General features: G+C 43.5%; 12 protein-coding genes. All 12 read right to left on the minus strand.

The window, feature by feature from the left end; genetic code table 11:
- Nucleotides 1-15: 15 nt before the first annotated feature.
- Nucleotides 16-1,791, minus strand: a complete 1,776-nt coding sequence (locus B5Y40_RS21640; protein WP_079689297.1) for a RagB/SusD family nutrient uptake outer membrane protein — start codon at nucleotides 1,789-1,791, stop codon at nucleotides 16-18.
- 33 nt (nucleotides 1,792-1,824) lie between these two features.
- Nucleotides 1,825-5,373, minus strand: coding sequence for a SusC/RagA family TonB-linked outer membrane protein (locus tag B5Y40_RS21645; protein ID WP_143785871.1), 3,549 nt, complete (start codon nucleotides 5,371-5,373; stop codon nucleotides 1,825-1,827).
- A 143-nt stretch (nucleotides 5,374-5,516) separates the two neighbouring features.
- Nucleotides 5,517-6,509, minus strand: coding sequence for a FecR family protein (locus B5Y40_RS21650; RefSeq protein ID WP_079688924.1), 993 nt, complete (start codon nucleotides 6,507-6,509; stop codon nucleotides 5,517-5,519).
- A gap of 126 nt (nucleotides 6,510-6,635) precedes the next feature.
- The gene (locus B5Y40_RS21655) at nucleotides 6,636-7,220 is read right to left on the minus strand and encodes an RNA polymerase sigma-70 factor (protein WP_079688925.1); all 585 of its coding nucleotides are present in this window, start codon (nucleotides 7,218-7,220) and stop codon (nucleotides 6,636-6,638) included.
- A gap of 573 nt (nucleotides 7,221-7,793) precedes the next feature.
- Nucleotides 7,794-8,741 (minus strand): hypothetical protein, encoded by a 948-nt coding sequence (locus B5Y40_RS21660; protein WP_143785872.1) that lies wholly within the window; start codon nucleotides 8,739-8,741, stop codon nucleotides 7,794-7,796.
- Nucleotides 8,742-8,826: 85 nt separating this feature from the next.
- Nucleotides 8,827-10,338, minus strand: a complete 1,512-nt coding sequence (locus B5Y40_RS21665; RefSeq protein ID WP_079688927.1) for a T9SS type A sorting domain-containing protein — start codon at nucleotides 10,336-10,338, stop codon at nucleotides 8,827-8,829.
- Nucleotides 10,339-10,376: 38 nt separating this feature from the next.
- Nucleotides 10,377-13,241, minus strand: a complete 2,865-nt coding sequence (locus B5Y40_RS21670; protein ID WP_079688928.1) for an IPT/TIG domain-containing protein — start codon at nucleotides 13,239-13,241, stop codon at nucleotides 10,377-10,379.
- Between the two features lie 93 nt (nucleotides 13,242-13,334).
- Entirely contained in the window at nucleotides 13,335-14,867 is a 1,533-nt protein-coding gene (locus tag B5Y40_RS21675) for a hypothetical protein (RefSeq protein ID WP_079688929.1), read from the minus strand.
- Between the two features lie 167 nt (nucleotides 14,868-15,034).
- A complete protein-coding gene (locus tag B5Y40_RS21680) occupies nucleotides 15,035-18,292 on the minus strand; it encodes a TonB-dependent receptor (protein ID WP_079688930.1) in 3,258 nt (1,085 codons plus the stop codon).
- A 154-nt stretch (nucleotides 18,293-18,446) separates the two neighbouring features.
- Nucleotides 18,447-19,481, minus strand: coding sequence for a FecR family protein (locus tag B5Y40_RS21685; RefSeq protein WP_079688931.1), 1,035 nt, complete (start codon nucleotides 19,479-19,481; stop codon nucleotides 18,447-18,449).
- Nucleotides 19,482-19,545: 64 nt separating this feature from the next.
- The gene (locus B5Y40_RS21690; protein ID WP_079688932.1) at nucleotides 19,546-20,148 is read right to left on the minus strand and encodes an RNA polymerase sigma factor; all 603 of its coding nucleotides are present in this window, start codon (nucleotides 20,146-20,148) and stop codon (nucleotides 19,546-19,548) included.
- A gap of 369 nt (nucleotides 20,149-20,517) precedes the next feature.
- Complete coding sequence (locus tag B5Y40_RS21695) at nucleotides 20,518-21,882, minus strand: jacalin-like lectin (RefSeq protein WP_079688933.1); 1,365 nt, start codon at nucleotides 21,880-21,882, stop codon at nucleotides 20,518-20,520.
- Between the last annotated feature and the right edge of the window lie 99 nt (nucleotides 21,883-21,981).

Below are 21,981 nucleotides of genomic sequence, written 5' to 3' on the forward strand. Positions count from 1 at the left end.
TGCGCTCCCAATGCTTTAATTAATGTCCCATCCGGGGTTTTGCCCAAGCGCCGGATTCATTAACCGGTCATTCTCCGGAATCGGATATAAATAATGCTTGTCCTCCCATACCCGCGGTATATTTGTAAGCCACGTGATCTCTCCCGACGTTGTGTTGGACAATCGCTGCGGATTTACACCGGAGCTGATCGTAGGCGCAACATTAATATATGTTACACCGGCCACCGGGTTTTGTGGTGGCGTGATATAAAAGCAAACATCAAGCTTACCATCTTCATTCAGATCCAGCGGCTGGTCAACGGCAGGAACATAAAAGCCATTCCACGTTTGCTCCAGCAATTCACCATGCTTCCAGCGTACAAGATCATAAAACCGAAATCCCTCCAACACCAATTCAATACTACGCTCTCTGCGAATCTCCAAAATTACAGGATCCGCTATATCCGGAAAATAATTAGCTTGAAGATAAGTATCCACAACGGTAGGCATAGTGGTCAGACCACTGGTGATACCGGCACGCTTTCGTAATGCTCCTATAGTCTTTGTCCAATCTGCATCCGTAAATATACCAAGCTCTGCTTTTGCCTCGGCAAAGTTCAGTAAAACTTCCGCATAGCGGATAATTGAAATCGAATTATCATTCCGGCTGCCACCATCATAATATGTATCATCCAAGCACCATTTAATAGGTTGATACCCGGTATAGGTATAGGAAAAAACAGGAGGCGCAACTTCGGTTATACCTGCATTCGTCCGTTTATAGTCTCCCATGCGAATCGTCTGCTGAAGTCTGCTGTCGCGGGATTTTACTTCCTGCGGAAACGTCATGGTCTCATAGCCGGCTTTGTCGGTAAAGGGAGTGCCATCGATCGTCAGGTATGTATTGATGAATGTTCGCGTAAAGCTTAGACGTGCGCCATAGGTAGCGCTGGTCCACCACCAGTTCGCATCATTGAAAACACTGAGCGTTGGATCGCACAATGCCGCCAGCATAATTTCAGAGCCTACCGGGACTTTAGAGGTAAATAACTGACGATATGATTTGCCAGGGCCCCCTGTTTCATTTATACTGAAACCCGCTTCATCCATCACAACCTGTGCTGCCGAAGCTGCTTCATTCAACAACGCTTCTGCACCGGGTAAGCCAAGTTCGGTATGATACTTCCGAAATGTACCTTCGAATAAACATACTCTCGACTTAAAGGCATACGCTATATATTTCGTAACCAGGCTGCGTGTATTATCGGTAACTGTACGGATGTTGGTCGTTGCGTAATCCAGGTCGGCCAGAATGGAATCCATCACCACGGTGCGTGAATCACGGCCGCTAAATAATTTGGGATCATCCACATCCATAGGTTTACCGATCCAGGGTACATCTCCGAATCTTTTTATTTTATCGAAATAAAACCAGGCACGAAAAAAACGGGCTATACCTATATAATGCCGTTGTACATCTGGAGCAATGTTCGGGTAATTACAATTTTCAATAAAGTAATTTACATTCCGCAGATCTCGCCAATCCCATCCTGAACTCTGGCGCGGCCCGAACGCACCTTCGCGAATGAAATCAAGGGGTTGACTACGCGCTCCATAATCTGACATCTCATCACCGCGATGAATGTTATTAGCGGTTGGCAATATATTGTAAAATGAATTAGCATAAAGTTCCAGTCCCTTCTCACTTCCGAAGACAGCATCTTTGGACGTTGTGGCTTCCGGAAGTTGCTCCAGGTCACAACTGGCCAGGAGTATAATAAACAAGAACAACAATCTGGTATATCTTTTCATAAGCATGATTTTTAAAATCTGACGAATGATTTATTAAAGTGTGATGGAAAGCCCGATGGTATAACTCTTCAACATCGGATAGTTGTTTCCGTTACCGGATGATCCTGTCGTAAGAACTTTATCCGAAGGACCTGTACTTTCAACATCCAGATCACGTGTCACTTTATAGAATGGTGACCACGAAAACAGGTTTTCACCGGATATATATACCCGTGCACTCTGCATTTTTATCCTTTCCATCAGCGTCTGTGGCAGGTTATATCCGATCTGTATATTTTTCAAACGGAGGTATGCTATATTTTGGAGATACTTCGTTTGCTTTACCCCTAGTTCTCTGGATGTGCTTTGTGCAGTATATCCACGCAGGCGTGGAAAATATGCATTTGGATTTTCTTCTGTCCAGTAATTACCGAGCATCGATTCAGGCATACTGTTATACGGACGGTTATAAGGTCCCCAGAAATAATCAGCTTCCGCACCAGGCCACCAGTCTTGCTTGCCAACGCCCTGAAAGAATGCAGAGAAGAAAAAGTTATTCCAGTCTGCTCCAAACATCGCCCCATAGGTATACCGTGGTGAGGTGTTCCCTATAATTACCATATCGCCCGGATCATTAACCGTATTGGCACCGTTGTCTATAATGGTGCGACCGTTGGCAGCAATTTTGCCATCGATATCCTTGAACTTGATATCACCGGGAAGGATTTGTCCGGAGTTTGAAGCTTTGATCAGGCTTTGATCTGCATGTGCATCGATATCTTCCTTCGAAGTGAAAAACCCTTCGGTAACATATCCCCATACCTCTCCGATCTTTTGACCTTCGTAGTAATCGCTGAGTTTTTTATCCGGGTTATTATACCGTAGAATTTCAGATTGATTATCAGCCAGTGTCAGTCGAACAGTATAGTTAAATGGTTTGGACGCCAGTGAGATTTCATCTGCCCAGCCCAATACAATTTCCCATCCGGTAGTTTTCAGATCAGCATAGTTTCCTTTGGGAACATCGGTACCAAACACGGCAGGCAACGTCATGCCTACTGTAAACATGTCGGTTGTCTTCCGTATATAGGCATCTGCGCTCAGGGTTAATCTTCCGGATAACATGCCGAGGTCAAGTCCTATATTTTGAGTAGTTGATGTTTCCCAGGTGAGTCCGTCCGGTAATACTCCCGGCTGACTGGTATACTGCGGCTTCACTCCATTCAATATCAAGCTTGATTGCGATACGGCAAATTTTTCCTGGAATGCGTAGGATGCTATACTTCCATTTCCGAGTGACCCATATGATCCGCGCAACTTCAGGTCGGAGATAAATCTTTTGGATACATTCCAGAATGATTCATTGGAAATGCGCCAGCCGGCCGATACCGATGGAAAGAATGCGTACCGCTCATTGGCCGGAAACTTCGAAGAACCATCGTACCGTCCATTGACCTCGAGTAAATACTTATCATTATATATATAATTCAACCGGAAGAAGCCACCCAGTATATTCCATTTCTCCCAGCCACCCACGGTAGTGATCGATTGACCAAGTGCCAGGTTTATATCCTGTGCATCTTCATATATAAGGCCATTGCGTTGTGCCGATAAACCTTTATAGGTTGACTGCTCATAGTTATACCCGGCCATAGCCTTTACATAATGCTTCGCCTGAAATGTATTCTCATACTCAATGTAAAAGTTGGTAGCCAGGTATTGCGTTTCATTATAGGCATCTTTAAGATCATTGGTATTTGTGCCTACATATTCAATCACACCAGGTCTTCTGCTATAGGGCACAGGTGTGCGTACCGTCTTTTGATTATCGTCTGTATCCTGAAATGTAAAGTTCCCTTTTACACTGAACTTATCATTCAGGAAATCGGCTGTAAAAGAAGTGGTGTTACGCAGCACGCGGTTTTGCATATCGATTCCATTTTTGCCATACCAATAATCGCCAACGGTATAGGCAGCGGAATAGGTTAACGTTCCATCCGGATTAAACATCGGTGACATGGCGTGCCCTTCATCTGCCAGGTTTCGCCATATACCACCACCCTCTCCTACGTTCAGCGGATTGTGATAATTCATGGTAGAAAACTGTGCATTGTTTTCAAGTTGCAACCACGGACGAATCTGTATAGAGCCCTTCGCACGAAAGTTATACATCTTGTAGTCATCAGAATTATAGCGGAACAATCCCTTCTGATCAAAGTATCTTCCCGTTACATAGAATGAAGTTTTATCACCGCTACCGGAAACCGTAACATTGTGCTCCATGGCACTGGTAGATTTCTTATACAGTTCTTTATACCAATCCGTGCTGCCATAATATATATACTCACCTGTAGGACCAACTTCTACGCGCGGCAAACTTGGATCTTCAGATCTTCTTTTCAATTCAGCCAGATACGCAGGAGAAAACTTCAATGTCTTGTTTACATTCTGCGGGGTCTGTGAGTAATCATTCCATGCCGTCCACGCTTCATTGAATACCGATGCCCATGTATAGCCATCCGTTACCAGGTCTGGCACAGCCGTTGGTTTCTTGATTGAATAGTTGGCAGAATAATCAACCGTCATTCTATCTTTAGCAGGTTTCTTGGTGGTAATCAATACCACACCAAAAGCACCACGTGCGCCATAGATCGCGGCAGACGCTGCATCTTTAAGCACCGATACACTCGTGATGTCGCGCGGGTTTATCAACCTCGGATCACCTTCAACACCATCAATCAAAATCAACGCGCTTCCACCTTGTCCAATGGACGTGGTGCCCCGAATGTTATAGCTTGGTGATTGTATAGGTTTACCATCTTCCAGGCGGATGTTCAGGTTTGGTATCATACCCTGCAGCCCTTGCGTTAGATTGGGCATAGGTCTGTTTTCAAATACTTCGCTCGTCACCTGGTCAACAGCACCGGTCATATTTACTTTCTTTTGTGTGCCATATCCTACCACAACAATTTCCTCAAGCGATTTTGAATCGGGTGCAAGTTGAATATCGATCGTGGTTTGCTCACCTATAGCACGCTCTACGGTTTTATACCCGATAAAGCTGAACTGAATGGTTGAACCTTCGGGGGCATCTAAAGTATATATACCGTTGATGTCAGTTGACGTTCCGGTAGCGGTACCTTTAACAAGTACATTTACTCCGGGGATAGCCTCACCGGTACCAGCGTCCGTTACTTTTCCCTGAACCGTTTTAACAATCACTGGAGCAACTTCCTTATCGGCAACGATTTTCCGGGAAACAATAATGTTATAGTTAATCTGCTTGAATTGCAGTTCGCTATTCCTGGATATCTCCAGGAGTATATCTGCCACTGTAACATCAGGTTTATAAAACGAGAATTTACCTTTAACCTTCCGGATCGAACTTTGATAAACAAATACGTAATCTGTTTTATCCTCGATGGCAGAAAAGATCTCTGTGATTCCCGCATTCTTAAGGTCAATAGAGATTCTTACCTCGCGAATGTTCTGTCCGTGAGAAGGTGCCGCAAGCAAAAACTGTATGGCGAGACACTGCCATATAAAAACATAGACTATTTGTTTTGACGCGAACATCAATATTTTGAGTAATTTCAAGCTCATAAGTAGACTATAAAGGTTTACAAATCTTTGTGGTCGGCCCATCCCTGTTGCCGCAGCGGATGGGCTTCTTTTTTATACTATAGGCATTTCTTCAGCCGGGAAGAAACCACCTGATTTATAGAGTCATATTTAAATCATAGGCATCAGGGGTTACAAGGTTTTCCGGATATTATTATTTCACGCTCACTTGCAAAACGGTACGTTATACCGTGCATAATTTTCAAGCCCTCCAGTATATTGGTTAGCCTGTCACTTTTATACTTGCCACTGATGGTGCAGTTCTGCAGTGCACCATTTTCGAGTTCGATCTTTACGTTATACCACCGCTCCAATGTATTCACCAGTTCTTGCACAGAGGTACGATCAAGGTATATAATGTTCTCAGTCCACGCCATATAGCGCTCTGCCGGTACGTTACGAAACTTCCAATCCATGAGAGCCTCGTCATATTGTATTTGCTGATTAGCTCCTAACACAGCTTCCTCTTTCTTACGAATGCTTGCAACGTGTACTTTTCCTGTACTGACCGTGATTTCTATGCGCTCATGATGGTATGCGCGAATGTTAAAAGAAGTACCACGCACAGTAGTCAGCAGTCCACCGGATGTAACTATAAATGGTTTATCCGGATCCGGCTTTACTTCGAAAAATGCTTCACCATAGAGTGTGATTTCGCGTGTGTCGCCAACAAATTTTTCCGGAAAAGAAATTGTGCTGCCCGCATTCAGTTTTACAACGGAGCCGTCATCCAACGTAATCGTAGCCCGCTGTCCTAAGTTAGTGGTATGCGTTATATACTTGATTGTTTCCTTTTTCCCAGTGCGGAAATTATATACAAATAATCCTGCCAGGAGAAGTATACTAACGGATGCCGCTATTTTAAGGAATGAAAACGTGAATGATCTGCTCTCCGGAGCCAGGACTTCGTTCTCAGCTTCATCAAGATCAATCGTACGGGTAAGAGATTGGTATATTTCAATTTGGATACGATCCTTATCCGTCAGTTGCCAGTCCGACCAATACTTTTCATCTTTTTGAAAAGCATTAAAAAACACATCGAAATATTTCTGCTCATCGATTGAGCACTCTCCTTTAACATACCGGTCCAGCAGTGCTTTGAATTCTACTTGTGTCATGCCATTGCGTTATACTCTATAGTATAGGCAAGCCCGCTAAACACGGGGGTAAAATCTTTCAGAAAAGCACATATAATAAAACAGTAATACGATTAACAGAATGGTAACACAAGGCTTGGAAATACTTTAGAGCAACAGGAGTACTATACCAATATGAATCACGGCATGCTCAATAGAATCACGAAGATGTTTTAGTGCATTGGAAATATGCCACTCCACGGTACGCGTAGAAAGATTGAGACGCTCCGCGATTTCTGTATTGGAGAGATGTTCAAAACGGCTGAGGTAGAATACATTCCTGCATTTTTCCGGAAGGTTGTTCAAAGTCGCTTGCAGTAAACTATCGAGCTCTTTAAAATCGATGAGCTCTTCGGTACTGTTGATCGCCTTGTCTTTTCCTCCCAGATATAGTGTGTGCTCCATACTCAATTCAGTTCTGCGCAGATGTTGGGCTACCTGGTATTTTACAGATTGATATAGATAGGCTGAAAGAAAAGTAATCTGCAGGGTTTGCCGCTTCTTCCAGATCGCCAGAAAAACCTCCTGGACAATATCTTTTGATGCATCTTCATCACGCAGCAAAGCATAGGAAGCGCGATACATACCTTCCCAGTAGCGATCGTACAGCGTGCTGAATGCAGCACGGCTATCGTTCTGCAACAGTTTTAGTAATTGTTCATCCGGGAGTGTATGTATGTTTTGAGACTCCATATAGGAGTTCAAATAACTTAAATAAAAAAGGAGCCAGTAACGTAAGTAGCATTAAGGAATTCTTAATTTTTAGGAATCGGAACATCCTGTTTGTCACAATATTCAGAGCTAACACTATATCGCTGAGAGTTCAATTAATAAAACGTTAATATATCCTTTGATGTAAAGTAACGCTATTGCTGTTTCTTTGAGTCCCCCAAAACCCCGTGTCACCCGGATACGGAAAAATTACTGGCTGCATTTTGAATCTATGCTACTTCCGTTTGTCTTACGGATCGTGTTTTTCTGTTACATCGATCAACAAAATCATATACTATAACAAATTCAGAAGAGCTTGTTCTGATCTACTTCTGAATTGACTACTATAATAACAAAACAATTTGGACAATGCTGAGCAAGAGGTCTCACAGTGTCATACCTTTTGGCTAAGACGAGAAACGATAGGTTTCATACTTCGTTGACATTTTTTTTGTTTGATTTTTAATGTTTGCGTGGCATTCTCATTTTTTACTATGCGCTTCAAAGGGTTGCATAGTAAGATATAGTATACCGACAGAGTCAGCGCTTTCCGTGTCAAGGGTGTAGATGCTTTCTTTTAAAGGAATTGCTAATACTTCTGAATACAGATATATTCTGAAGATAATCGCTGCTTGCCGTACCTACGAGCAGATAATATTTATTGCTATCAAACAGCATAACTTCATACTTGAGTCTTTTTACCTGTGAAGCTGAATCGTTCCGGTATGAAACAATTTCAAATCCATTCAGGCTATCAATGACAATTTTGCGGATACCATTTTTGTCCACTTGACAGTCGGCACAAACGTCTTTCAATTGACCTAACGCAAAATCTTCACTTTGCTCTATATAACTATTCTCCATGGATGGGCCGGCAAAAAAAGAAAGATCAAAGATTTCCTGTTCGTTCCACTTGCCTTCCCTAGTATACATTAGCGAAGGACCTTGCAGCAGTTGCGCAAGTTTAAGAGGCTTTGCATCTATTGTAAAAGATAATGCACGCTGATCAGCTATATTCTCTTTTGCAACACGGGTTGTTATCAGTGCATTCCTGATATTGTCAGAGAGTTCGCGATCATTCTCTTTCAGGTATGCACTCATCACCGTGATAGCATGTCCATTCAATGGAAAGACCAGTGACCATTGTATGAAGTTTAGCCCCTGTGAAATCCGAAACGTTTTATATAACATGGCTTCCGTACTATCTATTGTAACCGGAATGGTGCTTAACAATTCGCCACCTTGTTTTGCCAGGGCTTGAGCGGTGAATCCACCTGCTATTGTTTTGAAATCCAGTGGCGATTGCAATACCATGATTGAAGCGGTGAGGCGCGTATGCTTGAAGCCACCTATATCGGGGGCAAGTGTAAACTCTTCTGGCGGAATCAGCGTCACCGGTGTTCCGGGTATATGAATATATTTTTGTTTGCTATCCGATTCACGCATGGAGCAACCTGATATAAAGAGTAATACCAATATGATATAGCTGGTGAATGTCCTCATAAACAAAAATTTAGATTGGTATATATTGTACTGAAAAATAAAGGAAGGGTGTAACAAGCACCCTTCCAGCCAGGCTTAGGTTAATTTATTTTTTTATAACACGGACAACTTCACTTCTACCACCGTGTTGTGATTTCACATAGTATACTCCTTGTTGTAATTCGTTACCGAGTGAAATTTTTGAATTAGTTTGAAGTCCGACAAGTCTCGATACGACATGACCACTCTTATCTAATACGATCACGGTTAGTTCTTCCTGCGTGGCTGTGGACACCTCCAGGGTTGCTTCTGCATGAAAAGGTGAAGGGAAAACTTTTGTATCACCATTACGCGCAGTGGCTAGAGTTACCGGGCAATTGTTAACGCTTACGAAAATTGCTTTGCGGTACAAGAACAAATCCGGTACATTACTATTGGTGACCTCAGTAGAGTAAGCGCCTGCATTCGCTACGGCTACTGCTGGAATAATGAGTACGGGACTGGTGGATGGATCAGATACAAATGAGAAATCGCTTGTGAACCAGGTAAAGCTGTTGTTGGGAGATGCTTCAAGCACATCGGCTGAAAGTTTCAAAGTGTCGCCTGCACAAACGGTTACCGATTGATTTGTACCAACGCTATCCTGTGGAGCGTAGCTTCCAGGAAGCATTTTAGAAATATTCGGCTCTATATCCGCAAAGGTAAGTTTGTTACTTCCAACAATTAATTGAAAAAGGGAAGCTACACCGGAAAGGTTTGGCAGGTTTTCAATTCGATTGTTCTCAATGTTAAACAAATATAGCTTTGTAAGCGAAGAAAGAGATGACGGTACAGAACCAGTAAGTTTGTTGTTGGCTGCATTGAAATATACTATACTGTCCATTAATCCAATCGTAGCGGGCAGACAGCCGCTAAGCTGGTTTTCGGAAATATATACCTGCTTGACTTTATCCAAAAAACCAATTACGGATGGAATCGTACCACTGAGTTGGTTGTTCTCCAGGAAAAGACTTTCCAGGTTAACTAAAATAGCAATGCTTACCGGTATCTTTCCTGTCAGTTTATTTTGTGCCAGGTTGAGGTAACGCAAATTGTAGAGTAGCCCAACCGTTGCTGGTATAGAACCGGTTAGTGAATTGCGGGAAAGATTCAGCGTTGTTAACTTGGTTAAGAATGTAAGTGAAGCAGGGATGCTTCCTGAAAACTGATTCTCAGACAAATCAAGCGTTGTCAGCTTGGATAAATTACTCAGCGCAGAAGGGATCGATCCGCTAAGCTGATTGCCAGGCAACCCAAGATTTTTCAATTCAGTGAGTTTTTTTACCTGGTCCGTTAGCGTTCCCGTCAGGTTGTTAAAGGGAAGGTATATTTCAGTAACACGTTTGCTTGTTACGGTAACACCTTGCCATGTACTTACCGGGCCACTTAACCAGTTGGTAGCAGAAGCCCAGCTTCCACCGTTGGTACTGTTGTAGAAAGCCACCAGCGCAGTGGAGTCAGCAACCGTTACCTGTGCCATACTTTTATAGCCCGTAATAAACACGGACAATACTACTGTCCAAACCACTGCATTCCACGGTCTGAAAAGTTTACGTTGTAGAAGTTCTTTGTTTTTCATTGTGTTTAATGTTTTGAATATGTTTAGCCTGGCTTATTCTATTTTTGTTTTTTGCGCAGCTTTAAAGGGAGTCGCAAGGATGCTCTTTGTGCTGCACCAGAAGATTCTTCCACGGCGAGGCCGCCTACGTAATTTGATGTACCGAGTTTAATAGAAGAGTATACAGTTTGAATTGTAGCAACCGGATCAGTCCCGGGGATCACTGAGAAGTCGTAACGTGCCCGGTATATATCTGCAAGCTGTGGATCCGCGGCACTGGCCTGAATCCAATATATATACTTCTCTTGCGTGTCAAGCGAGATACCGGCAACCTGACTGGCACTCAGTACTTTTAGTTCGGTAAGAGAGCCGGTTCCATCCAGGTCTCCACTCAGGATTCTGAATTCACCGGTAGCCTCATTGGCGTCCAATACAAAAATCTTCCCGGAGGAATAGTCTATTTTAACATCGAGTACATAGCTCAACCCGTCAGATACATCAAATAGTGATTGCAGCGATCCCGATCCATCGGCATTGCCCTGCAAAATCTGATAGCCACTGGTATAGTTCAGATCGGCTAAATATACTTTGTTATTATTAGGAAGATAGGTTATCCCCATGATGGACTCAAGACCATCGCTCGTATCGAACAGCAATTCCGGTGTTCCGGAACCATCGGTATTTCCCCGGTATATACTGGTGCTTCCCGACCAGTATATCTTTTGATTGGCGGCATCCAGACTCAGATCGATTATTCCATTTCCACCAGTCTCTGTAAAATTGAACAACTCTACCCTTCCTGTATTATTCAGATTGCTCTGAATCAATGCCCCGGACTCATCCAGATATACTTTGCTATTGGCAAGGTCGACTACCAGACTGCTTACGCTCGCAGCGTTGGCTGTCTTATATACAGTTTGTGTTGCCGGAGGATCAAAGACAGCTTTCTTAATAAGGACTGCCTGTGATGTAACGATATCATCTGCAGCAGAATAATATACATTCCTAACCGTAGCAGGCTTAGCCTTCACGGAAAACGCTATAGCATTGGAAGTTTTTCCGAAAGCGGTAAGGGTGATATTATAATTGCCGGGTGCAATATCCGGTATATATACCGATACCTTATCGGGTAATACATCCCCCGCATTCACGAGTGTGGCTACGGTGTTACCAAACTTGACTATATTATTACTTTCAGTCAGATCAAAATCAGTACCCGTTAGCGCTACAGTAGCGCCCGGAATTCCCTGTGTAGGCGTGACCAGTGTAATGGCAGGCTGACCTTCCACTATAATTTTCCGATCCTTGTTTGAAGTCTCTCCAGACTGATCTACGGATATAGACCATTCACCGGGGCTGATGTCCGAAGGCACCACAACGGTGAGCTGATTTTCTGAAGCCGTAAGCGGAGTTCTACTCGAAGCACCGTTGCCGGTAAATGTCACCCCTATATCTTCCTTCACTGCACTAAAATTGGCACCGGTAATCGTGAGCGTTGCGCCACGCTTTATAGTACCAGGATTCAAGGCAGTAATAACAGGAACTAATTTTGAATATATAGTAAAATCGAGGCTTGTTCCGGTCTTGCTATCTTTGGTTACAGAGATTGGGCCGGACTCTGCTCCTTCCGGAACGCGAACGATTAGTTCTGTTGCCGTGGCGGATGTAACAGTGGCAAGCTTGTTATTGGAAAAACGTACTTCATTCTGTGCAGCCACAGTACTGAAGTTTTCTCCCTTTATTACAACAGTACTGAGTACCGGACCACGGTTGGGCTGGAGCTCAAATACAACAGGTGTGCCCGCAGCCGAAAGTGTAAAGGATGGTCCTGTTGCAAGACGGCCGTTTACGTCAACCGTTACAGGGCCTGATGTAATTCCTGCCGGTAATTTTACCTGCAACTCTCTTTCTGTAGCTTTGGTTACCGCTACATCTATACCGTTAAACTTAACTTTATTCTCCGACAATATAGAGCTGAAATTATACCCTGTGATCTTAATGGTGGCACCCGTCAGTCCTGATCGCGGGAATATATCTGTAACGGATGGATATACCTCGAAGAGTATATCTGAAACAATTTCGATATCGTCGTATTCAATTTTCAAAGTACCATCTGTTGCACCCGGAGGAACAACAACTTTTAAATCGCGCGATGTACTTTCAGGCAAAGGATTGCCGGATGCATTATCGCCTGTAAAATATATAGTAACATCGGCGCTTGTATTCAATCCTTTTCCTTTCAATGCAATAGTATCTCCTACTACTCCCTGACCGGGCTCAAGAGATGCTATAATTCCTGTATTCAGTGTAAAAGATACTCCGAGGTATCCCAGCACACTGATACTGCCAGTACGGGCAGATGGCGGGACAATCACTTTCAACTCGATGGACGATCCTCCGATCACGGCTGCCAGCGCCTTAACTTCCTTCGGATTAAACCGAACTGAATTCGTCTGTGGCTGTGATCTGAAGTTATTTCCTTTTATCGTAACGGTATCTCCAATCCATGCATGATCTGGTTCTATTTTATCAATCACCGGAACGAGGATGGTTAGCGGCGGGCTATCAGCAGTTTCTTCATCCAGTATATTAACATGTATAGTACCGGACTGAACGCCATCAGGGACTTTCACATATAGTCTTCCGGTAGTAGAATTATCCAAAGGTTTTACGCTACCGGATATACCCTGGAAAGATATATCATTATACTCATAACCGGGGCTAAACCCTTCCCCTATAATAGCAATGGTATCGCCAACCATAGCTTGAGCAGGTTCTACTGAAAATATTTTCAGGGGAGTGAATTCATCCTCTTGCTGACAGGATATAGTAGTATAGATCAGCAGCACACTTGCTATAGCAGTCGCTGCTATTTTAAATTTTAATGTCGTCAGAAGCAGGTAAAGATCTTTTCGTAGCATCATGGGGTTAAGTGTTTATAAAAACAACTCCTGCCTTACGGGGCAGAAAGTTGTTTGTATGAAATCAGTCCAGTTGTAGTGAGAATAACTTCTTACCTAGTTAGGATAAGGAGCATTTTGAGGATCGTAGTTCACCCATGATCCGGTGAAATTCCATCCGTTATCATCTGCAAATCTGCGGGCACCACGGAAGAATGTAGTGGTAACCGTCGTGCTGGTTGTGTTAGCAGTAAAGAAGCTGTCCAGTAAATTTGCATTTGTTCCGTTCGTCTCAACAGCAGAAGTTGCGCTTGAAGGTCTTACGCTTGGATTGGTTAATGTCCATGCAGCAGTAGACAAGCCACTTTGAGCTACCATGCTTCCTGCGCCCAGGTTAGAACATACTGTTGCGTTGTTACAAAGATTCGTTGCGCTTAATGTCCACACATTGTTAGGAGCAACCGGTTCAGTGAAGCAAAGAGAAGCTGCTACATTGAAAGGTTTCACCGCAGTATTGTGTGTTAACTGTACGCCTGCAGGTGATGCAACAACAGAAGTTGTTTCAGCAAATACCTGGTTCCGTGGCCAGCCTGTAATAATCGTGTTGTATACATCTATACCGGTGTTACGTCTCAAATGTAAGCCATCCTGAAAACGTGGGTCCGGAGAAGGGTTGTTTACAACGGTACGGGTACATGCCGGATCGTAAGGACCGATCAATGTGAAATTACTGAAGCGAGCAGTGGTACGTGTTCCGTTTACACCATCAGCATCTGTATCGGATTCAAAACCGTTCGATGCAGAGTTGTCAGCAATTGCAGGATCGCGCACAGCGATTCCAAATTGTACTTTACCTTTATATCCGAAATCACTATCGAAGTCATCATCCTGGTTACGATAAGAGATCAGGTATTTGGCATTTACGGCACCACCAAACCATTCGAAAGCATCGTCACCACCATAGGAAACCTGGATGTGATCGATGTCGGTTTCACTACCGACACTATATAGAGTTAAACCATTCTTCTCGCTATTTGCAACAGAAGCTTGTGGTATACCACCGAACTCGATACGCACATAACGCAACACGCCAGAGTCGTCAGCATCGTTTGTACCACCGTACTGAGGTGCTGTAACGCATGCAGGATAACCTTCTGCATTCACGTTTGCACCCTGGTTGTTTACAGCTCTTCCTAAAATGTTAACGCCACCCCAGTCTTTGGGAGCACGTGAACCTGCAGGTTGATTAGATGTAAAAACAATTGGATTGGTAGAAGTACCGTTCGCTATAATTTTTGCGCCACGTTCAATGGTCAGAGTTCCTCTGGAAGCTTTATCACCACGAACAACAACACCGGCCTGTATAGTAAGTGTTGCGTTATTGTTAACCCGTACATCGCCATACAAGATATAGGGATTGCCGGCAGGTGTCCACGTAGTGTTCGCAGTAATGTTTGTAATGGTGCACTCCGTTGCTGTAGAAGGGCCAACCGGTGTAGCAAGCAAACTTACATTACCATTTCTGCTAGGATCATTGATGAGACTGTTTGAATCATCTGTTGCCAGCTGGTCGGAACACGCATAGAGCATGCCAGCAACGGCTGCCACTGCAATGGCGCGTGTTGCTAAAATTTTAAAGTTGTTTTTCATTGTGTGTTGGTTTATATTTAACAATTATTTAAACTGGACTGCATTTCCGGTTTTCATTGTGTGATGGCTCCGACTGCATCGGGGCCATTTTTATATAGCTATATCTATAGATCATGGAGTTCCGGTCAATTCATTCTTCTTCCATAGGATCCATAGCGTAAAGCATTCTAGAGTGTGAGATTTAGTCCCAGCATGAAATAGCTTCCGGGACGATATTCCTGGAACATCCAGTCTTTATTGGGAAGCTTCGTTCTTCGCTGATCATCCCAGTATTGATTACGGTCATAATCGCGATACAATCTGCGCGGCTGATTGAGCAAGTCCTGAACACCTCCTTTAAATTCCAGATACTTATTGATACGCTGTCGTACAACAAGATCGATTACCTGTCGGGGCAGTTCGTATGTTTCAGGAAAGAAAGATGTACCTGCATAGATTAAGCGCTGTCCCAGTACGTTGTACAGCACCGATAGTTTAGTGCCCCATTGCTCCTGATCGAAATATAGTCCTACATTAATTACGTATGATGCTGTACCTTCCAACGGACGCGTGCCGATCCGGAAGTCATCAAAATCATTTGCCTGGTCAGGAAACAAACCATCTTTAAATTTGACTTCACTCTTCAGCAACGCAAGGTTTGCTATAGCTGAAAATTTTCTTGCCCAACGCCAAGGAAGAAACGCGAGGTTCTTACGCACTTCGGTTTCTATACCATACACTATAGCTTTAGGAGTGTTATCATATCGTATAAACTCACGGCTTCCTTCACTATAAGCATATGGTTCAATGGCATTGTTCAACCGCTTGTAAAAAGCGCCGATTGATACAAATTCACTTTCAGAAGGATAAAATTCCCAGCGAAGATCGAAGTTATGAATCTCGGCATCCTTGAGTGTATCATTACCAACCGAGACATTGTCCAATCTTGGATCGGTGATGTTGATGGGAATAAGCTCGCGGTAATTCGGGCGGTTGAGTGTTTTTCCATAGGCACCACGCAGTAACATCTTATCTGAAAAACTCCAGCTTACATTCACTGAAGGAAGCCAGTAGTCCAGGTACCGATTGATCAGGTCTGCTTTAATCCCTGCACCGGTCAGGTATTCGCTTGGAGGGATTCGCAGGTATAGGTCTTGTCCTTCATAGCGAATTCCTCCATATATCTGGAGCTTCTTATGGATGAGTGGTATATTAACCGATGTATAGCCAGCGTAAATTTTACCATCCACTGTGAATACACCCGACAGATATTTGTTATCGAATATATAGGCCCCGCTCCCATCCGTTTTAAAAGCATCGGGATTGAATATCTCCTCAGCCTCGTATTCATCAACATCATTGCCCGCGGATTGATACGATAACCCATTGATAGCAATGAGTCGTGAATCGATGTCCTTCGTTTTATTTTCATTGAAGAATCCGGCACGAAAAAATATACCCGATTCATTTTTCTTCTCATAGTCGAGCGTAAAGGTCAGGTTGTCTTCCGAGCCGTTGGAATAGAACAGTGAGTTCACGGTCGTGAAGGGATTGGAAGCCGTTCCACGGATATACTGCTTTGCATCCGGATTGTTATTATCCGAAGCACTGGCCGGCAACAGCAACAGCGAACGCTGCGCAGGTACATCGTCATTGGCTAAACTATATCCGGCAGACCATAGAAGTTTATGGCTATTGTTCTTTCCGAGTGTGTGCGTACCTGCCAGCTGACTTGCGAGTATCTCGCGACTTCGATAGGTATAGGTGATCTTGCGGAGATAGGAATTATAGTCTGTGGAAAAATCGCTTCCATCGCGAACGATCGTTTCATCTATACCGAGCCTATTATATATACCTTTTAACTCCAGACTATGCCTGGGATTAATAATGAGATTTAGATTTTGCAATACACCCCACCGTGCCGTTACCTGGCTGATGGTATCTCGATAAGCTTCTATATCACGCTGCTTGCCATCACCTGTTGAAATACGTTGCGGCTTAAAATCCTGGCGAACAATTTGCGTAGCTTGTGTGGTGTTGATTGAAGTAAGATTGCTGAGTCGTACACTGCCCAACCGCCAGGCGTTATAGTAATTTATGCCTGCACGATAATCCATTCCGGATTTTGTTTTCTGAAGGTTCCATTTGTGATAGAGCTTCTTGGCCCAGTTTGCATTTGCAGCAAGTTCATCAGCTGTATACTTGGACGGATCACGGGAATCGGCTAATGTACCGAGCCCTCCTGCCGGTATAGCTGCAGTTTCAGGAAATCCTGAAGGCAATGCCCGGGAGCCATCATCTTTACCGAGCCAGTCTCTGCTCCCACCACTATAGGTATAGTAATTTTCAAAGTTTGAATCCGGCCTATACCATGAAGATAAATTTACTTCCAGCTGCCGTGCTATAGATGTATTCTTAGTTTCAATTTTGATCACACCTCCCGCGAAGTCGGACAATAGTTCCGGGCCGGGGCTGCGATACACCGTCATCTTGTCGATCATGTTGCTGGGCAGCATATCATATGAAAATGCTCTGCGATCGGCTTCAGAACTGGGAGCTACCATGCCATTTAAAAACGTCAGATTATAGCGCTCCTGCATGCCGCGTATACTCACAAAATTATTCAGCACCGTTACACCCGGTAAGCGTCTTGCAACATCAGCCGCATCCTGATCTACACTTCGCGAGATTTGCTGTGCAGATATACCGGTAATGATCAGGGAAGAACTGCGAATTGAATTCAACAGCGATACTTCATTGGTCTCCACTACATTTCCGGATAACGCTTTATCGCCAATGATAACTATATCCTGAAGCTGTGTGCTCGATGGTCGCAGTTTCTGTTCGATCAACGTTGGTTCGCCCGCAGTAACTTTTACATCGCGGACGATGGTACTTTCATAGCCGAGGTATGAGAATGCAAGCTGATATATACCGATCGGTATATCTTTTATCAGGAAGTTTCCCTCAACATCCGAAGTAGCGCCCCAGGAAGTACCTACGATCAAAACATTCGCTCCAATCAAAAGCTCCCCGGATTCAGCGTCAGCGATCGACCCCTTTATAGACCCGGTAGTTTTTGTGACTTTTGATTCTGCAGGCTTTACATAGATGATGATGTTGGATTTATACTCTTTATAGGCCAGATTCGTTTTCTGAAGAATGAGATTTAGTGCATCCGCTACGGTGATGTCGGTTTCGTTGCAGGTAATCCGTTTGTCTTCGGGCAGATCGTTGTTGTTATAGGTTACGCCATAGCCGCTTCGCTGCCGCACAACATCGAGTGCTTGTTCGAGAGAGGCATTGCGAAGTGAAAGAGAAATTCTGAGTTGGTTAATATCGACTGACTGACCTGCAGCCTGAATTTGTCCGGCCAAACAGGTGAACAATAGAAGAACAATGAAGTTTCTGGAATAAACAGAAGTTCCAGGTAAAAGTTTTTGCATACTTTTGACTTGCTTTTTTTGGTTAAATCTTAATCGGTTATTTCCGGAAAGCAATGAGCTTCAAAACTCATTTTCAGAACGGAGGTGTTCGAGCACCTTCGTTCCCTTTATAGATCCGTGAGTCACATATTTTTTCAGTGCATCTGTAATAATTTTAGTGCGAACATTTTCCTGCGTATAGTTTTACTGTATTGCCTTCAATCTTGTAAGTGATTCTGTTAGTGATGCTCAACATCTTCAGCACATCCTGCAGCGTTGTGCCCTCCTGGAAACTGGAGGTAAACGTACAATCCTCAACTTCCAATTGATTTGCTTCCACATGTATATTATACCAGCGCTCCAACGTACTGGCCACTTCCTGAAAGGAAGCTTTTTGCAGTACAAGTTTCCCCTCTGTCCATTCTATAGTATGCTCTACGGATATAAGTTCTTCTTTCGAAAATGAATTTGTGTGGCGATCATACTGGACTTGTTGATTTACCGTCAGCAGGTGCTGCTGCTGTGGCGTAACAGATGCAGTGTCCTGGAAAACAGAGACTGAAACTTTGCCTGTCAAAACGCTGACTCGGATTGTATTCTCTTCCGGATAAGCATGTATATTAAAAGAAGTACCGAGGACTTGTGTACGAAGTTTACCGGTATGGACCAGGAACGGTTTTTCTTCATCATGCACAACTTTAAAAAAGGCTTCACCTTGCAGCGTCATCTCGCGGGTACCATTTCTAAACCGATCCGGATACGTAAGTTTACTTCCGGCATTCAATACTATATGTGAACCATCCGGCAAATTAAATTCAAGGCGCTGGCCTGCAGAAGCGCGTTGTGTGATATAATGTACAGGATCAACTATATTCAGAATGCTCTGCCAGTGGGCAACAAAGGTATAGATACAGACCGCCAGCAAAAGCAAGGATGCCGCGATGCGGTAAAGCGTGGCGAACTGTATGCCGCGACTTTGTGGTATAGCAAGGTTTTCCCTGACTTTATTGTAGTGCAGTGGATGAGACTTTAGTTCTTCTTCTTCAGCATCGATCTGCTCCCAGCTTTTTGTAAATATCTCTTCCGTTACGGCATCGTCCGGAGCACTGCTCCGTATAAATGCAATTACTTCTGCACGCTCCTGCTCATTGGCACGATGCTGCAGAAATTTATCCATCAGCTCTTTCGATATTTTTTGTTTCCGCTCCAATTGAATTCCTTTTATATAGAATACACCAGACTGAAGCGGGAGGTCTATCGGAGTTGGATTTTTTTTAAAATATATTTCCTATGAATAGAAGTATCCCGATCGGGACATCGACATGGAGTTTAAGATACTCACGGATTGTTCTTAAAGACTTAATCATTTGCAGGCGGACAGTGTCTTTGCTAATGCCCAGTGTCTGTGAGATCTGATCGTAGCTCATACCATCAAATCTGCTCATTATAAAAATAGACCGCCTCTTCTCCGGTAACAATGCTATAGCCCTGTTGGCGAGCTGTATATACTCTTCATGAATAAGTGAATCTTCAACCGCGTTGTGAAATGTAGTTAATGAAAGGCAATACTCCTTATTAAGAGCCGAGTTCCGTTGCAGATCTCTCAAGTGATTCAGGATGTGATTCTTCGTGATCCTGAATAGAAAATTATTGAATGATTGAGCTTCGTCAATCGTATCACGATTGTTCCAGATTTTTACAAATACATCCTGGGCGAGTTCTTCTGCAACCGGCTCGCTCGCTACAAAACGCAATGCATAACGGTATACCTTACCAGCATAGCGATCGAACAGTTCACGAAAGGCAGGTTCACTCCCACTCCTGAGCGCGATTACCAAATCGGATATACTTTTTTGAGAGAGCTTTTTATGGAACATAACGCTTTTAGCAAAACTGACTTTACTACCACAATTTCGTCCAGAAAGAACATCTCAAGTTTACACCATAATTATGTATCCATCCTTATTTCAATATTAAGTGTATGTTAAAGTATGAGCGACTTTAGCAAAGCCAACTGACATTTTATAATCCCCTCCATGTGGATATATCTACATCTTATCCCGCCTTGGATGTCGGGAGGTACTTTAGGTTAAAAGAAACAGAGCAATAAAGCATCTGTATCTATTCCATTAGATGGGTATAGATCTTGGATCAAGTACATATAGTATTGATAATATATCATCTTCAAAATGGAAAGAGGCTGTCCTAATGGATTAAGACAACCTCTTTTATTTTGTGTAGTCGTTTTAATTAAGTGTATAGATCAATCCAAGCTTATCCACTTCATCTCCCGAATTTCCAAAGAAACCGGTTACACGCCAGCCTGCTGGTGCAGTATAGGTTATCGTTGCGCTGGTTTGCGCTCCGGTAGATATACTTCTCCCCTGGTTGGTACGAAGCTCTATATAAAATATACGTGTACGTCCATCTTTCTGACCAGAACACATTTTTACAGCTTGAACATATTCACCTGCATTCAGGGTGAGCGTCTTTTCAGTTCCACCGGTACCGCCATGGGATAGTATAGCTCCGCTTATCAACTGAACGCCTACCTGATCTACCCGCGAAGCACCGCGCAGAATAAATTTACTGGCTATTGAGTTGGTAGCGAGCTGAGCTAAATCATTAAACGGTGTACCATGCGGACCGCCAAACAGGTCACTTTGCAGGAAGCCGCTTTTAAGTGACCACGAAAAGTTGGTAAGTAAAGGATAATGATCCGAGAGAGGTTGATTATCATCCGTTACAAAATCCGGATCATCCAACTGATAATATGTCGGTGTGAAGTCTATAAATTTGCTATCACGATAAAAGATCTTGTCTACTACTTCGCAGGCATTGGTCATGTTTGGAAATTCACATACGAGCGCTGGACTGCCCATAGCCGGTATATCTCCATTACGGACGACTTGAATCCATGTATCTGTAAGGCCATTGTTAGTGATCAGTTCACGAATGTTATCCTCGGCACGTGTATAGCGACAGTTCATATCGCCCATCACGATAACGGCATTGCCACTTGAATTTTGTGTAATGAACTGTGACAACTGTGAAATGTTTGCGCGTCTGGCAGCGAGATCAGCAGTAGCTGTTCCTGCATTGGGATGTGCGTTGTAAAAGTCTACATATACACCTTCATCAATGCGTATGCGGCTGAACGAAAAACCTTTTGGCGTAAGGCAATCCGTACCATTGCAGTTGTTCCATTTCACGCGTTGAAAATCGGTATACGGAAATTTCGAAAGTGTATTGAGTCCATCACCAAAAGGCACTCCTCCGCTGGTGGGTGTACGGTATGTATGATTGTCGTTAGCGTAGAGCGCGGCATGGTAATTAAAATCTTCCTGTACATGCACAATGTCATAATCACGAATGCGCAAGCCCATCTCAGGTGTATTGGCTTCGGGATTCGAGCTAGATATTCCTTCTGGTAGTCCTGCTACATTATAGGTGAGCACAGAGAAAGTACCTGTTGACGCAGTGCGTGCAGCACTTCGGATGTCTGTTATTTCCTGTTCGGATTCAACCGTAACATCCGGCTTGATCACTTCATTGTCGCAGCCCGCGAGCGCAACCAGCACAGCCAGTAAAAAATTTTTCTTGTTTTTCATTTATAGTATAGTTTTAATGTTAGTTTGGTTACGCGTGGTTCTTTAGAAGTGCCGAGTCTTTATGAAATTTTTATATACCTATAGCTATCGATCTGACCA

The organism is Ohtaekwangia koreensis (assembly GCF_900167975.1).
Taxonomy (GTDB): domain Bacteria; phylum Bacteroidota; class Bacteroidia; order Cytophagales; family Cyclobacteriaceae; genus Ohtaekwangia; species Ohtaekwangia koreensis.